The sequence below is a fragment of the Klebsiella sp. JB_Kp042 genome (assembly GCF_040065275.1).
GTDB classification, from domain to species: Bacteria; Pseudomonadota; Gammaproteobacteria; order Enterobacterales; family Enterobacteriaceae; genus Klebsiella; species Klebsiella quasipneumoniae.
Genome location: NZ_JBEAJL010000098.1, coordinates 104,478 through 117,305, shown reverse-complemented (window position 1 = coordinate 117,305; position 12,828 = coordinate 104,478). Strand labels below are relative to the sequence as shown.

Annotated in this window: 16 protein-coding genes and 1 pseudogene; 13 read left to right on the top strand and 4 right to left on the bottom strand. The window is 60.6% G+C overall.

Features of this window, described 5'->3' with window-relative positions:
• Positions 1 to 80: 80 nt before the first annotated feature.
• Positions 81 to 701, top strand: a complete 621-nt coding sequence (locus ABLV54_RS20110; protein WP_023291036.1) for a TIGR04211 family SH3 domain-containing protein — start codon at positions 81 to 83, stop codon at positions 699 to 701.
• Between the two features lie 61 nt (positions 702 to 762).
• Positions 763 to 2,004: a multifunctional CCA addition/repair protein gene (locus tag ABLV54_RS20105; RefSeq protein WP_050533730.1), complete on the top strand. Its 1,242-nt coding sequence runs from the start codon at positions 763 to 765 to the stop codon at positions 2,002 to 2,004.
• 11 nt (positions 2,005 to 2,015) lie between these two features.
• On the opposite strand, the gene bacA is transcribed toward ABLV54_RS20105, so the two are convergent.
• Together bacA and folB are read right to left on the bottom strand one after the other, a co-directional pair.
• The gene (gene bacA, locus ABLV54_RS20100; protein ID WP_023291038.1) at positions 2,016 to 2,837 is read right to left on the bottom strand and encodes an undecaprenyl-diphosphate phosphatase; all 822 of its coding nucleotides are present in this window, start codon (positions 2,835 to 2,837) and stop codon (positions 2,016 to 2,018) included.
• A gap of 198 nt (positions 2,838 to 3,035) precedes the next feature.
• Positions 3,036 to 3,419: a bifunctional dihydroneopterin aldolase/7,8-dihydroneopterin epimerase gene (folB, locus tag ABLV54_RS20095; protein WP_004150923.1), complete on the bottom strand. Its 384-nt coding sequence runs from the start codon at positions 3,417 to 3,419 to the stop codon at positions 3,036 to 3,038.
• Positions 3,420 to 3,526: 107 nt separating this feature from the next.
• On the opposite strand from folB, the gene plsY reads away from it, so the two are divergent.
• The gene (gene plsY, locus ABLV54_RS20090; RefSeq protein WP_004205257.1) at positions 3,527 to 4,144 is read left to right on the top strand and encodes a glycerol-3-phosphate 1-O-acyltransferase PlsY; all 618 of its coding nucleotides are present in this window, start codon (positions 3,527 to 3,529) and stop codon (positions 4,142 to 4,144) included.
• Positions 4,145 to 4,293: 149 nt separating this feature from the next.
• Positions 4,294 to 4,395 (top strand): annotated as a pseudogene (locus ABLV54_RS20085) (hypothetical protein); the annotation flags it as partial.
• A gap of 10 nt (positions 4,396 to 4,405) precedes the next feature.
• Here ABLV54_RS20085 and ABLV54_RS20080 read toward each other — a convergent pair.
• Complete coding sequence (locus ABLV54_RS20080; protein ID WP_032428993.1) at positions 4,406 to 4,552, bottom strand: hypothetical protein; 147 nt, start codon at positions 4,550 to 4,552, stop codon at positions 4,406 to 4,408.
• Between ABLV54_RS20080 and ABLV54_RS20075 the strand changes: the two genes are divergently transcribed.
• The 8 genes from ABLV54_RS20075 to ABLV54_RS20040 all read left to right on the top strand — a co-directional run bounded on the left by ABLV54_RS20075 (position 4,542) and on the right by ABLV54_RS20040 (position 11,252).
• Positions 4,542 to 5,366: an urease accessory protein UreD gene (locus ABLV54_RS20075; protein ID WP_050533728.1), complete on the top strand. Its 825-nt coding sequence runs from the start codon at positions 4,542 to 4,544 to the stop codon at positions 5,364 to 5,366. The genes ABLV54_RS20080 and ABLV54_RS20075 overlap by 11 nt on opposite strands.
• A gap of 9 nt (positions 5,367 to 5,375) precedes the next feature.
• Complete coding sequence (locus ABLV54_RS20070; RefSeq protein WP_002916871.1) at positions 5,376 to 5,678, top strand: urease subunit gamma; 303 nt, start codon at positions 5,376 to 5,378, stop codon at positions 5,676 to 5,678.
• Positions 5,679 to 5,687: 9 nt separating this feature from the next.
• A complete protein-coding gene (locus ABLV54_RS20065; RefSeq protein ID WP_023291040.1) occupies positions 5,688 to 6,008 on the top strand; it encodes an urease subunit beta in 321 nt (106 codons plus the stop codon).
• Positions 6,001 to 7,704, top strand: a complete 1,704-nt coding sequence (ureC, locus tag ABLV54_RS20060) for an urease subunit alpha (RefSeq protein ID WP_023291041.1) — start codon at positions 6,001 to 6,003, stop codon at positions 7,702 to 7,704. Before ABLV54_RS20065 ends, ureC begins: the two co-directional genes overlap by 8 nt.
• Before the next feature lie 9 nt (positions 7,705 to 7,713).
• The gene (gene ureE / locus ABLV54_RS20055) at positions 7,714 to 8,190 is read left to right on the top strand and encodes an urease accessory protein UreE (protein WP_044524740.1); all 477 of its coding nucleotides are present in this window, start codon (positions 7,714 to 7,716) and stop codon (positions 8,188 to 8,190) included.
• Position 8,191: 1 nt separating this feature from the next.
• Complete coding sequence (locus ABLV54_RS20050; protein WP_032428994.1) at positions 8,192 to 8,866, top strand: urease accessory protein UreF; 675 nt, start codon at positions 8,192 to 8,194, stop codon at positions 8,864 to 8,866.
• An 8-nt stretch (positions 8,867 to 8,874) separates the two neighbouring features.
• Complete coding sequence (ureG, locus tag ABLV54_RS20045) at positions 8,875 to 9,492, top strand: urease accessory protein UreG (protein WP_023291043.1); 618 nt, start codon at positions 8,875 to 8,877, stop codon at positions 9,490 to 9,492.
• A gap of 152 nt (positions 9,493 to 9,644) precedes the next feature.
• Complete coding sequence (locus ABLV54_RS20040) at positions 9,645 to 11,252, top strand: cytosine permease (RefSeq protein WP_044524742.1); 1,608 nt, start codon at positions 9,645 to 9,647, stop codon at positions 11,250 to 11,252.
• A gap of 44 nt (positions 11,253 to 11,296) precedes the next feature.
• On the opposite strand, the gene tsaD is transcribed toward ABLV54_RS20040, so the two are convergent.
• Positions 11,297 to 12,310 carry a tRNA (adenosine(37)-N6)-threonylcarbamoyltransferase complex transferase subunit TsaD gene (gene tsaD / locus ABLV54_RS20035; protein WP_002916879.1) on the bottom strand — a complete coding sequence of 338 codons (1,014 nt, stop codon included), beginning with the start codon at positions 12,308 to 12,310 and terminating at the stop codon, positions 11,297 to 11,299.
• Positions 12,311 to 12,547: 237 nt separating this feature from the next.
• On the opposite strand from tsaD, the gene rpsU reads away from it, so the two are divergent.
• Positions 12,548 to 12,763, top strand: a complete 216-nt coding sequence (gene rpsU / locus ABLV54_RS20030; RefSeq protein ID WP_001144069.1) for a 30S ribosomal protein S21 — start codon at positions 12,548 to 12,550, stop codon at positions 12,761 to 12,763.
• Positions 12,764 to 12,828: the final 65 nt, after the last annotated feature.

The following is a 12,828-nucleotide window of genomic DNA, read 5'->3' as shown; positions in this document are numbered from 1 at the left end:
CCGATTGTGGTGGAAAACTTTGCGTCGCTCTGGCGATGCCTCTACTATCGTTCCACTTTTTATGACCAAACGATGACCTGATGCCAAAATTACGCCTGATTACTTTTACTTTGCTCGCGCTTAGCGCCGCCACGGCGGTTCACGCAGAAGAAAAGCGCTACGTTTCCGATGAGCTGAACACCTGGGTTCGCAGCGGCCCGGGCGATAATTATCGTCTGGTCGGCACCATCAACGCCGGGGAAGAAGTGTCGGTGCTGCAAACCAACGACAGCACCAGTTACGCGCAGATCCGCGACGCGAATGGGCGTACCGCCTGGATCCCGCTGAAAGAGCTGAGCAACGAGCCCAGCCTGCGCACCCGCGTCCCGGATCTGGAAAACCAGGTCAAAACGCTGACCGATAAGCTGAATAATATCGACGCCACCTGGAACCAGCGCACGGCGGATATGCAGAAGAAAGTCGCCGGCAGCGACAGCGTGATCAACGCGTTGAAAGACGAGAACCAAAAGTTGAAAAACGAGCTGGTTGTCGCGCAGAAGAAGGTGAATGCGGCGAATCTGCAGCTTGATGATAAACAGCGCACCATTATCATGCAGTGGTTTATGTACGGCGGCGGCGTGCTGGGCGTCGGTTTGCTGCTGGGTCTGGTGCTGCCGCATCTGGTGCCAAGCCGCAAACGTAAAGACCGGTGGATGAACTAATTCGTCTTCTCTGCCAGACTTACGTATCATCTTGCGAAAAACAGATACGGGAGAATCAGGCGTGAAGAGTTATCTGGTCGGTGGTGCGGTGCGCGACGCGCTGTTAGGACTGCCGGTCAAAGACCGAGACTGGGTGGTGGTGGGCGCCACCCCGCAACAGATGCTTGACGCGGGCTATCAGCAGGTAGGCCGCGACTTTCCCGTGTTTCTTCATCCGCAAAGCCGGGAAGAGTATGCCCTGGCCCGCACCGAGCGCAAATCCGGCGCAGGCTATACCGGTTTTACCTGCTATGCCGCCCCGGACGTCACTCTTGAGGCGGATCTGCTGCGCCGCGACCTGACGGTCAACGCCCTCGCCCAGGATGCCGACGGCACGATTATCGACCCCTACGGCGGACAAAACGATCTCCGCCAGCGCCTGCTGCGCCATGTCTCTCCCGCCTTTAGCGAAGACCCGCTGCGCGTGCTGCGCGTGGCGCGCTTTGCCGCCCGCTATGCCCATCTCGGTTTTCGCATCGCCGAAGAGACCCAGACCCTGATGGCCGCCATGGTTGAGGCTGGCGAACTGGTCCATTTAACGCCGGAGCGGGTGTGGAAAGAGACGGAAAGCGCGTTGACCACCCGCAACCCGCAGGTCTTTTTCCAGACGCTGCGCGACTGCCAGGCCCTCAAGGTGCTGTTCCCGGAGATTGACGCCCTGTACGGCGTGCCGGCCCCGGCCAAATGGCACCCGGAAATCGATACCGGCCTGCACACCCTGATGACCGTCACGATGGCCGCGATGCTATCGCCGGACGTCGAGGTGCGCTTCGCCACCCTGTGCCATGACCTCGGCAAAGGGCTGACGCCGAAAGCGCTCTGGCCGCGTCACCACGGCCATGGCCCGGCGGGAGTCAAGCTGGTGGAGCAGCTCTGCGCGCGTCTGCGGGTGCCGAACGATATCCGCGATCTCGCGAAACTGGTGGCGGAGTACCATGATCTGATCCACACCCTGCCGATCCTGCAGCCAAAAACCCTCGTCAAACTTTTCGACAGCATTGACGCCTGGCGTAAACCGCAGCGCGTGCAACAGATCGCCCTCACCAGCGAAGCCGACGTCCGCGGGCGTACCAGCTTTGAGGCCAGCGATTATCCGCAGGGGCGCCTGCTGCTGGAAGCCTGGGAAGTGGCGCAGTCGGTCTCCACCAAAGAGGTGGTAGCGGCGGGCTTTAAAGGGGCGGAAATTCGCGAGGAGCTGACGCGGCGGAGAATTGCGGCGGTGGCGCAGTGGAAGGAACAGCGTTGCCCCCAGCCGCAAGGCTGAGGGCGATGGCCTTAGAAAAAGACCACGTACACCGCTGCCGCGACGATAAAGCGGTAGATAGCGAACGGAATGAACGAGATCCGTTTGATCAGCTGCAGGAAGGTTTTAATCGCAATCAGCGCCACGATAAACGCCATCACGAAGCCGACGGCAAACATCGGAACATCGCCCATGTTGAGGAAGCCGATGCTCTTGTAGACGTCCAGCACCGTGGCGCCCATCATCATCGGTACCGCCAGCAGGAATGAGAACTCCGACGCCGCGTAGCGGCTGACGCCCATCAGCATGCCGCCGGAGATGGTCGCCCCTGAGCGGGAGAAGCCCGGCCACAGCGCCAGGCACTGGAAGCAGCCGATAACGAATGCCTGACGATAGGTCATATCGTCAATCCCGACCGCGCGCGGCTGTTTCGGCTTCAGCACTTCCGCCGCAATTAACAGCACACCGCCGACAATCAGGGCGTACATCACGTTTACCGGGTTAAACAAGGACTTAATGGTGTCGTGGAAAATAAGCCCCATCACCACCGCGGGGATCATGCCGAGAAGGATATGGATAAGCGATAAGCGACCGCTGCCCTTGCCTTCATGCGCCGGCGGCTTGCCGAAATGGATGCCGATCAGGCCGAACAGGCGACGCCAGAACATCACCACCACGGCGAGTATCGAGCCTAGCTGAATAACCACTTCAAAGGTATTTGCCGTATCACCTTCAAACCCCAGCAGGTGACCAACAATAATCATATGACCGGTACTGGAAACAGGTAAAAATTCTGTTAACCCCTCAACCACACCCAATATTGCCGCCACCAGCAGCGAGTGTATATCGCTCATCCAATTAAACCCTTTAAAAAAGTAAAATGAAAAAAACCAGGAACACGGTATCGTTCAACAGGCATAACCCGGCTGCCAGAGGGCGCGCAATCCGCAGCGTACACGGCGTACACAAGGATTCACCTGCCGTTCTGGTAGGAGATCGCCAGTAAAATTGCCTGATGACCGGATGCTATGACCGGTATAAACGCAATTTGTTTAACAAGTATGACCTGAAAAGTTTTGTTTCAGATTAAGGCCACGTTCAATAATCACCCCGACGTTTGCCGCGCGAGCCACGGCGCCAGGTTTGCTGACTTTAATGCGCACCCATGGCGACTGGAATGTCTCCAGCAGCAGGTCGGCCACCTCTTCCGCCACCCGCTCCACTAACGCGAATTTTCCCCCCTCAACATGCGCGATGACGCGCTCGCTAATATCAGCATAGCTAAGGCAATCGCTGACATCATCGCTGGCGGCCGCCTTGCGGTTATCCCATGCAATTTCGATATCGAACACCAGCTTCTGTTCAATGGTTTGTTCCCAGTCATAAACACCAATGGTGGTGATTACCGAAAGTTGCTCTATAAATACAATATCCATCACGCCCTGCCTGCTTTTTAGCTAAACCGGATACCACTTCCGGCGAATTATGCGTATTATCCACAGATGCAGAGAATACAACGACATTTTCAAAACGGAACAGCGTTATGAGTGCAATCGCGCCTGGACTGGTACTCCTCGCCTACCTCTGCGGCTCCATTTCCAGCGCCATTCTGGTATGTCGCCTTGCTGGCCTGCCCGACCCACGCGACAGCGGCTCAGGCAACCCCGGGGCCACTAACGTACTACGAATCGGCGGAAAAGGGGCGGCCGTAGCGGTACTTATTTTTGATGTGCTGAAGGGCATGCTGCCGGTATGGGGCGCCTGGGCGCTGGGCCTGACGCCGTTCTGGCTGGGTTTAGTGGCGATTGCCGCCTGCGTGGGCCACATCTGGCCAGTCTTCTTTCATTTCCGCGGCGGTAAAGGCGTCGCCACGGCCTTCGGCGCTATCGCCCCCATCGGCCTCGACCTGACCGGCGTGATGGCCGGGACCTGGCTGCTGACCATCCTGCTCAGCGGTTACTCTTCCCTTGGCGCTATCGTCAGCGCGCTGATCGCTCCGTTCTACGTCTGGTGGTTCAAACCGCAGTACACCTTCCCGGTGTCGATGCTCTCCTGCCTGATCCTGCTGCGCCATCACGACAACATTCAGCGTCTGTGGCGCCGCCAGGAGAGCAAAATCTGGACGCGGGTGAAGAAGAAAAAAACGCCAGAAGAGAAGTAATCTCCCCTCCCGGCCACGCCAGCCGGAGGGATCCCCGATTCTATTTAGCGGTCTCACCCGCTCTTTCGCCTTACGTCATCATGATTGGCGATCATCGCCACATCCCCCTTTTGTAACAATGCGTTAGCGGCGACCCACAGCAAAATTCCCGCCAGCGACCGGCGGCGCGGCGTGACCCGCGCTGACGCCTTTTCCGCCGCGGCCAGGCAACGGTTCAGGATATTGACGGCAATGATTATCCGGGTGAATAATCCGGAGCGGTTATGCCGCTTTCCCCTCGCGCCCGATGCGACGCTCCGGGTAACAAATGACATAAGCGTTTCGTATGACCGGGATAATCTCCCGCCGATCAATACTCATTGCTGCTGTTTTATCTTGATTTTGCAGGGGCGCAACATTGCACGGCACCGTGTTACCACCACTCAAAAAAGGCTGGCAGGCCACGCTGGATCTGCGCTTTCAGCAGGCCGGCGGCAAGACCGTTCTCGCCAGCGCCCAACACGTCGGCCCGCTGACCGTCCAGCGCCCGTTTTACCCGGAAGAAGAGACCTGTCATCTCTATCTGCTTCATCCCCCCGGCGGCATCGTCGGCGGTGATGAGCTGACGATTAGCGCCCACCTTGATCCCGGCTGCCATACCCTGATAACCATGCCTGGCGCCAGCAAGTTTTACCGCAGCAGCGGCGCGCAAGCGCTTTTGCGCCAGCGGTTGACCCTCGCCCCGCAGGCGACCCTGGAGTGGCTCCCGCAGGATGCCATCTTCTTTCCCGGGGCGAACGCCCGGCTGTCCACCACCTTTCACCTTTGTGCCTCCAGCACGCTGCTGGCCTGGGATCTGCTCTGCCTTGGCCGCCCGGTGATTGGCGAAACCTTCAGCCACGGCACCCTCAGCAACCGGCTGGAGGTATGGGTGGACGATGAGCCGCTGCTGGTCGAGCGCCTGCGCCTGCAGGAGGGAGAGCTGTCCAGCGTCGCCGGACGCCCCTGGGTCGGCACGCTGCTGTGCTATCCGGCAACCGATGCCCTGCTCGACGGGGTGCGCGACGCGCTGGCGCCGCTCGGCCTCTACGCCGGCGCCAGCCTGACCGACCGCCTGCTGACGGTGCGCTTCCTCAGTGACGATAATCTGGTTTGCCAGCAGGTGATGCGCGACGTCTGGCAGTTTCTGCGCCCTCATCTCACCGGCAAATCCCCCGTACTTCCCCGAATCTGGCTGACTTAAGAGAACGTTATGGAACTGACCCCCCGAGAAAAAGACAAGCTGTTGCTGTTTACCGCCGCGCTGGTGGCGGAACGCCGCCTGGCCCGCGGCCTGAAGCTCAACTATCCGGAGTCCGTGGCCCTGATCAGCGCCTTTATTATGGAAGGCGCCCGCGACGGCAAAAGCGTGGCCTCGCTGATGGAGGAAGGCCGTCACGTCCTGACCCGCGAGCAGGTGATGGAGGGCGTCCCGGAAATGATCCCGGATATCCAGGTCGAAGCCACCTTCCCGGACGGCTCGAAGCTGGTCACCGTTCACAACCCGATTATCTGAGGTAGCGCCATGATCCCCGGTGAATATCACGTTAAGCCCGGCCAGATAGCCCTCAACACCGGCCGGGCGACCTGTCGCGTGGTCGTTGAAAACCACGGCGATCGGCCGATTCAGGTCGGTTCGCACTACCATTTCGCCGAGGTCAACCCGGCGCTGAAGTTCAACCGTCAGCAGGCCACCGGCTATCGCCTGAATATCCCGGCCGGCACGGCGGTACGCTTTGAACCTGGCCAGAAACGCGAGGTTGAGCTGGTGGCCTTCGCCGGTCACCGCGCCGTTTTCGGCTTCCGCGGCGAGGTCATGGGCCCTCTGGAGGCAAACGATGAGTAATATTTCACGCCAGGCCTATGCCGACATGTTCGGCCCCACCATTGGCGACAAGGTGCGCCTGGCCGATACCGAGCTGTGGATAGAGGTGGAGGACGATTTGACCACCTATGGGGAAGAGGTCAAATTCGGCGGCGGCAAAGTGATCCGCGACGGGATGGGTCAGGGACAGATGCTGGCCGCCGACTGTGTCGACCTGGTGCTCACCAATGCGCTGATCGTCGATCACTGGGGGATCGTTAAGGCCGATATCGGTGTGAAGGACGGTCGGATCTTCGCCATCGGCAAAGCCGGCAACCCCGACATTCAGCCCAACGTCACCATCCCCATCGGCGCCGCGACGGAAGTCATTGCCGCCGAAGGAAAAATCGTCACCGCCGGCGGGATCGATACCCATATTCACTGGATCTGTCCGCAGCAGGCGGAAGAGGCGCTGGTCTCCGGCGTGACCACCATGGTCGGCGGCGGCACCGGCCCGGCGGCGGGTACCCATGCCACCACCTGCACCCCGGGGCCATGGTATATCTCACGCATGCTGCAGGCGGCCGACAGCCTGCCGGTCAATATCGGCCTGCTGGGCAAGGGCAACGTTTCTCAGCCGGACGCTCTGCGCGAGCAGGTGGCGGCGGGCGTTATTGGCCTGAAGATCCATGAGGACTGGGGCGCCACCCCGGCGGCGATCGACTGCGCGTTAACCGTCGCCGATGAGATGGATATTCAGGTCGCGCTGCACAGCGACACGCTCAATGAGTCCGGTTTTGTGGAAGATACCCTCGCCGCCATCGGCGGGCGCACCATTCACACCTTCCATACCGAAGGGGCCGGCGGCGGCCATGCGCCGGATATCATCACCGCCTGCGCCCACCCGAACATTTTGCCGTCCTCTACCAACCCAACGCTGCCCTACACCCTTAACACCATCGATGAACATCTCGATATGCTGATGGTCTGCCACCATCTGGACCCGGACATCGCCGAGGACGTGGCCTTTGCCGAGTCGCGCATTCGCCGGGAAACCATCGCTGCGGAAGACGTGCTGCACGACCTTGGCGCCTTCTCGCTCACCTCCTCGGATTCGCAGGCCATGGGCCGCGTCGGGGAAGTGGTTCTCCGCACCTGGCAGGTGGCGCACCGCATGAAGGTGCAGCGCGGAGCGCTGGCGGAGGAGACCGGGGATAACGACAACTTCCGCGTGAAGCGCTACATCGCCAAATACACCATCAACCCGGCGCTGACCCACGGCATCGCACACGAAGTCGGCTCCATTGAGGTGGGTAAGCTTGCGGACCTTGTGGTCTGGTCGCCTGCCTTCTTCGGCGTGAAACCGGCCACCGTGATCAAAGGCGGCATGATCGCCATCGCGCCGATGGGCGATATCAATGCCTCTATTCCAACCCCGCAGCCGGTGCACTACCGTCCGATGTTTGGCGCGCTGGGCAGCGCCCGCCATCACTGCCGCCTCACCTTCCTGTCGCAGGCGGCGGCGGACAACGGCGTTGCCGAGCGGCTGAACCTGCGCAGCGCGATCGCCGTGGTGAAAGGCTGCCGTACGGTGCAGAAAGCCGACATGGTGCACAACAGCCTGCAGCCTAACATCACCGTCGACGCGCAGACTTATGAGGTGCGGGTGGATGGCGAACTCATCACCAGCGAGCCGGCAGAGGTTCTGCCGATGGCGCAACGTTATTTTCTGTTTTAAGGAGAGCGGATGCTTTATTTAACTCAACGTCTGGAGACCCCCGCCGCCGCGACCGCCAGCGTTACGCTGCCGATTGATGTTCGCGTCAAAAGCCGGGTAAAAGTCACCCTCAACGATGGCCGGGAAGCCGGCCTGCTGCTGCCCCGCGGGCTGCTGCTGCGCGGCGGCGATGTGCTCAGCAACGAAAACGGCACCGAATTTGTGCAGGTGATTGCCGCTGATGAAGGAGTGTCGGTGGTGCGCTGCGACGATCCGTTTATGCTGGCGAAGGCCTGCTACCACCTCGGCAATCGTCACGTACCGCTGCAGATTATGCCGGGCGAGCTGCGCTACCATCACGATCACGTGCTGGACGATATGCTGCGCCAGTTCGGCCTGACGGTGACCTTTGGCCAGCTGCCGTTCGAGCCGGAAGCCGGCGCTTACGCCAGCGAAAGCCACGGTCATCATCATGCTCATCATGACCACCACGCTCACAGCCACTAGCATGTCGACAGCGGAACAACGCCTGCGGCTGATGCAGCTGGCCAGCAGCAACCTGCCGGTAGGGGGTTACAGCTGGTCCCAGGGGCTGGAGTGGGCTGTGGAAGCCGGATGGGTGCCGGACGTCGCGGCCTTCGAGCGCTGGCAGCGACGGCAGATGACGGAAGGCTTTTTTACCGTCGACCTGCCGCTGTTCGCCCGCCTGTACCGCGCCTGCGAACAAGGCGATATCGCCGCGGCCCGGCGCTGGACGGCTTATCTGCTGGCCTGCCGGGAGACCCGTGAACTGCGGGAGGAAGAGCGCAACCGCGGCGCGGCGTTTGCCCGCCTGCTTGGCGACTGGCAGCCGGACTGTCCACCGCCGTGGCGCACGCTGTGCCAGCAAAGCCAGCTCGCCGGGATGGCCTGGCTCGGCGTGCGCTGGCGCATCGCGCTGCCCGAGATGGCCCTAAGCCTGGGCTACAGCTGGATTGAGAGCGCCGTGATGGCCGGCGTTAAGCTGGTGCCCTTCGGCCAGCAGGCCGCTCAACAGCTGATTTTACGTCTTTGCGACCACTACGCGGCGGCGATGCCCCGCGCGCTGGCCGCGCCGGACGGCGATATCGGATCGGCCACGCCGCTCGCCGCCATCGCCTCTGCCCGGCATGAAACCCAATACTCCCGATTATTCCGTTCCTAGGAGAAGCCATGAATTCTTATAAACACCCGCTGCGCGTCGGCGTTGGCGGCCCGGTCGGCTCCGGTAAAACCGCCCTGCTGGAAGCGCTGTGCAAAGCGATGCGCGATACCTGGCAGCTGGCGGTGGTCACCAACGACATCTACACCAAAGAAGATCAGCGCATCCTCACTGAAGCGGGCGCGCTGGCGCCTGAACGCATTGTCGGGGTGGAAACCGGCGGCTGCCCGCACACGGCGATCCGTGAAGATGCCTCGATGAACCTCGCCGCGGTGGAAGCGCTGAGTGAAAAGTTCGGTAACCTCGACCTTATCTTCGTGGAAAGCGGCGGCGATAACCTGAGCGCCACCTTCAGCCCGGAGCTGGCGGATCTGACCATCTATGTTATCGACGTGGCCGAAGGGGAGAAGATCCCGCGCAAAGGCGGGCCGGGGATCACCAAATCCGATTTTCTGGTGATCAATAAAACCGACCTTGCCCCCTATGTGGGCGCTTCACTGGAGGTGATGGCGAGCGATACCCAGCGTATGCGCGGCGATCGCCCATGGACCTTCACCAACCTGAAGCGTGGCGACGGCCTGAGCACCATTATTGCCTTCCTCGAAGACAAAGGCATGCTCGGCAAATAGGCCTTTTGCACCAGCCGGGCGCAAGCGCGTCCGGATGGTGCAGCCCCTGCCCTCTCTTCTATCACCCTGCACCACCCTCCCCGCCACGCCTGCCCTGCAATATGGCATAAGGTTTGCTAATTCAAGTCATGCCTAACCATTAAGGAATGACTATGTCATCACTGGATCTCAACCCTGAATTACCCGCGACCGCGCGGACTTCCGGCTCCCGGGAAACCTTAGAAGATTACACCTTACGTTACGCCCCGCTGAGCTTCCGCCGCTGGGGACCGGGCGTCGTCGCGGTCACGGCGCTGGGCGGCATCGCCTATCTGGCGGACTTTTCCATCGGCGCCAGCATCGGTATGGCCTGGGGCACCAGCAACGCCATCTATTCGATCCTGGTGGCGGCGCTGGTGATCTTCCTCACCGGCATTCCGTTGGCGATCACCGCCGCGCGCTACAACATTGACCTTGACCTGATCACCCGCAGCGCCGGCTTCGGCTATTTCGGCTCGGTGATCACCAGCATTATTTTTGCTGGCTTCACCTTTATCTTCTTCGCCCTCGAAGGCTCGATCATGGCCCAGGGGCTGCTGGTGGGCCTCGGGATCCCACTGTGGATGGGGTATCTGATCGCCACCCTGATGGTGCTCCCGCTGGTGGTCTATGGCATGAAAGCCCTGACCCGCCTGCAGGTGTGGACCACTCCGCTGTGGCTGGTGCTGATGGTGGTGCCGGTGGTGTGGCTGATTGTCAAAGATCCGCAGCTGGTGGACGGCTTCCTGCATTTCGCCGGTAAAAACAGCGCGTCGACGGTGGATATCACCGCCATCATGCTCGGCGCCGGGGTATGCCTGTCGCTGATCATGCAGATTGGCGAGCAAATTGATTACCTGCGCTTTATGCCGCCTAAAACCGCTGAGAACCGTAAAGCCTGGTGGCTGGCGGTCTTTTCCGCCGGCCCGGGCTGGGTGGTGCTAGGCGCGATCAAACAGATTATCGGCGCTTTCCTCGGCTTCTATCTGTTGACCCGTTTCCCGACGGTACACAATACCGAACCGGTGCAGCAGTTCGTCAGCGTCTTCGATAACCTGGTGCCCGGCTGGCTGGCTCTGACGCTGGCGGTGGTGCTGGTGGTGATCTCGCAGATCAAAATTAACGTCACCAATGCCTATTCCGGCTCGCTGGCGTGGACCAGCGCCTGGACCCGCACCACCAAACGCTATCCGGGGCGGATTATTTTTGTGGTGGTCAACCTGGCGATTGCCCTGGCGCTGATGGAAGGCGATATGTTCAGCGCCCTGTCGTGGATCCTCGGCTTTTACTCCAACTTCGCCATCGCCTGGGTCGTGGTGGTGGCGACCGACATCACCTTTAATAAAGGCTTGCTCAAGCTGGCGCCGGCGCAGCCGGAGTATCGTCGCGGCATGATCTACAACGTGAACCCGGTGGGCGTAGTCTCCTTTGGCCTGGCCGCCGGGCTGTCGATCTGCGCCTTCTTCGGCCTGCTGGGGGCGACGCTGGCGCCCTTCTCGCCGCTGATTGCGCTGGTCGTCGCCTTTGTCATGACCCCGCTGATGGGGATCCTCACCCGCGGGCGCTACTACATTAAGCAGAGAGATGACGGGATCGCCGAACCGCGCTATGACGCGGCGGGGAACGCCTCGACCACCGTATATCAATGCGTTAGCTGTGAGGAAGAGTACGAGCGCCCGGACGTGATGCACTCGCATAAGCATAAGGGCGCCATCTGCTCGCTGTGTAAAAGTATGGAGTAGTCAGGAAGGCAGGCCGACGTGACGTCGGCCTGTGTCAGGACGCTTTAGGCGGCAGGCAGCTCGGCCAGCGGCCAGCGCGGGCGGACCGTCACGCCGAGCTCGGCTTTGGCGCCGGTTTGCAGACGCACCATGCCGGCGTAGGCGATCATCGCGCCGTTATCGGTACAGAACTCAGGGCGGGCGTAGAACACCTCGCCGCCGCGTTTTTGCATCATCTCCGCCAGCTTCGCCCGCAGGGTGCGGTTGGCGCTCACGCCTCCCGCCATCACCAGACGCTTAAAGCCGGTTTGCTCCAGCGCGCGGCGACATTTAATCATTAGCGTATCGACGACCGCATCCTCAAACGCGCGGGCGATGTCGGCGCGGGTTTGCTCATCGTCGCCGTTGCTGCGAATGGTATTGGCGGCGAAGGTTTTCAGACCGGAGAAGCTGAAGTCCAGCCCCGGACGGTCGGTCATCGGACGCGGGAAGACGAAGCGGCCTTCAGTACCCTGGGACGCCATTTTCGACAGCATCGGCCCGCCGGGATAATCCAGCCCCAGCAGTTTCGCGGTTTTATCAAAGGCTTCGCCCGCCGCATCGTCAATCGACTCGCCCAGCAGCTCGTACTGGCCGATGCCGGTGACGCTGATCAGCTGAGTATGACCGCCGGAGACCAGCAGCGCGACGAACGGGAACGCTGGCGGGTTATCTTCCAGCATCGGCGCCAGCAGGTGCCCTTCCATATGGTGTACCGGAATCGCCGGCACGTTCCAGGCGAAGGCCAGCGACCGGCCCACGGTGGCGCCGACCAGCAGCGCCCCCACCAGGCCAGGACCCGCCGTATAGGCGACGGCATCGATATCTTTCGCCGTCAGACCGGCCTCTTTCAGCGCCGCCTGGATAAGCGGCACCGTTTTGCGCACGTGGTCGCGCGATGCCAGCTCCGGCACCACGCCGCCGTAGTCCGCATGCAGTTTCACCTGACTATACAGTTGGTTGGCTAACAGACCTTGCTGGTCGTCATAAATCGCGATGCCGGTTTCATCGCAGGATGTTTCAATGCCCAGTACACGCATGAGTTGTTTTACCTCGCTTCAATACCGCGCAGTGTAGGTCCAATGACCGGCGATGTAAAACTTTGCTCACCCCTGGTGCTCTCTTCGTGTATACTCCTCACCCTTATAAAAGTCCCTTTCAAAAAAGGCGCCGGTGCTTTACAAAGCAGCAGTAGTTGCAGTAAAATTCCGCACCATTTTGAAATAAGCTGGCATTGCGGCCAGCGGCAAACCGAATTAATCAAAGGTGAGAGGCACATGCCGGTAATTAAAGTACGTGAAAACGAGCCGTTCGACGTAGCTCTGCGTCGCTTCAAGCGTTCCTGCGAAAAAGCAGGTGTTCTGGCGGAAGTTCGTCGTCGTGAGTTCTATGAAAAACCGACTACCGAACGTAAGCGCGCTAAAGCTTCTGCAGTGAAACGTCACGCGAAGAAACTGGCTCGCGAAAACGCACGCCGTACTCGTCTGTACTAATCTGTTGAGAGCGACGCTCTCAATTCAGACCGAGTTGTAGTTGTAAGGCCGTGCTTCCGAAAGGA

Excerpts from the sequence above, each read along its gene's own strand:
- ABLV54_RS20110 (WP_023291036.1), top strand. The coding sequence starts at position 81 with ATGCCAAAATTACGCCTGATTACTTTTACTTTGCTCGCGCTTAGCGCC.
- bacA (WP_023291038.1), bottom strand. The coding sequence starts at position 2,837 with ATGAGCGATATACACTCGCTGCTGGTGGCGGCAATATTGGGTGTGGTT.
- folB (WP_004150923.1), bottom strand. The coding sequence starts at position 3,419 with ATGGATATTGTATTTATAGAGCAACTTTCGGTAATCACCACCATTGGT.
- plsY (WP_004205257.1), top strand. The coding sequence starts at position 3,527 with ATGAGTGCAATCGCGCCTGGACTGGTACTCCTCGCCTACCTCTGCGGC.
- ABLV54_RS20070 (WP_002916871.1), top strand. The coding sequence starts at position 5,376 with ATGGAACTGACCCCCCGAGAAAAAGACAAGCTGTTGCTGTTTACCGCC.
- ABLV54_RS20065 (WP_023291040.1), top strand. The coding sequence starts at position 5,688 with ATGATCCCCGGTGAATATCACGTTAAGCCCGGCCAGATAGCCCTCAAC.
- ureC (WP_023291041.1), top strand. The coding sequence starts at position 6,001 with ATGAGTAATATTTCACGCCAGGCCTATGCCGACATGTTCGGCCCCACC.
- ureE (WP_044524740.1), top strand. The coding sequence starts at position 7,714 with ATGCTTTATTTAACTCAACGTCTGGAGACCCCCGCCGCCGCGACCGCC.
- ABLV54_RS20050 (WP_032428994.1), top strand. The coding sequence starts at position 8,192 with ATGTCGACAGCGGAACAACGCCTGCGGCTGATGCAGCTGGCCAGCAGC.
- ureG (WP_023291043.1), top strand. The coding sequence starts at position 8,875 with ATGAATTCTTATAAACACCCGCTGCGCGTCGGCGTTGGCGGCCCGGTC.
- ABLV54_RS20040 (WP_044524742.1), top strand. The coding sequence starts at position 9,645 with ATGTCATCACTGGATCTCAACCCTGAATTACCCGCGACCGCGCGGACT.
- tsaD (WP_002916879.1), bottom strand. The coding sequence starts at position 12,310 with ATGCGTGTACTGGGCATTGAAACATCCTGCGATGAAACCGGCATCGCG.
- rpsU (WP_001144069.1), top strand. The coding sequence starts at position 12,548 with ATGCCGGTAATTAAAGTACGTGAAAACGAGCCGTTCGACGTAGCTCTG.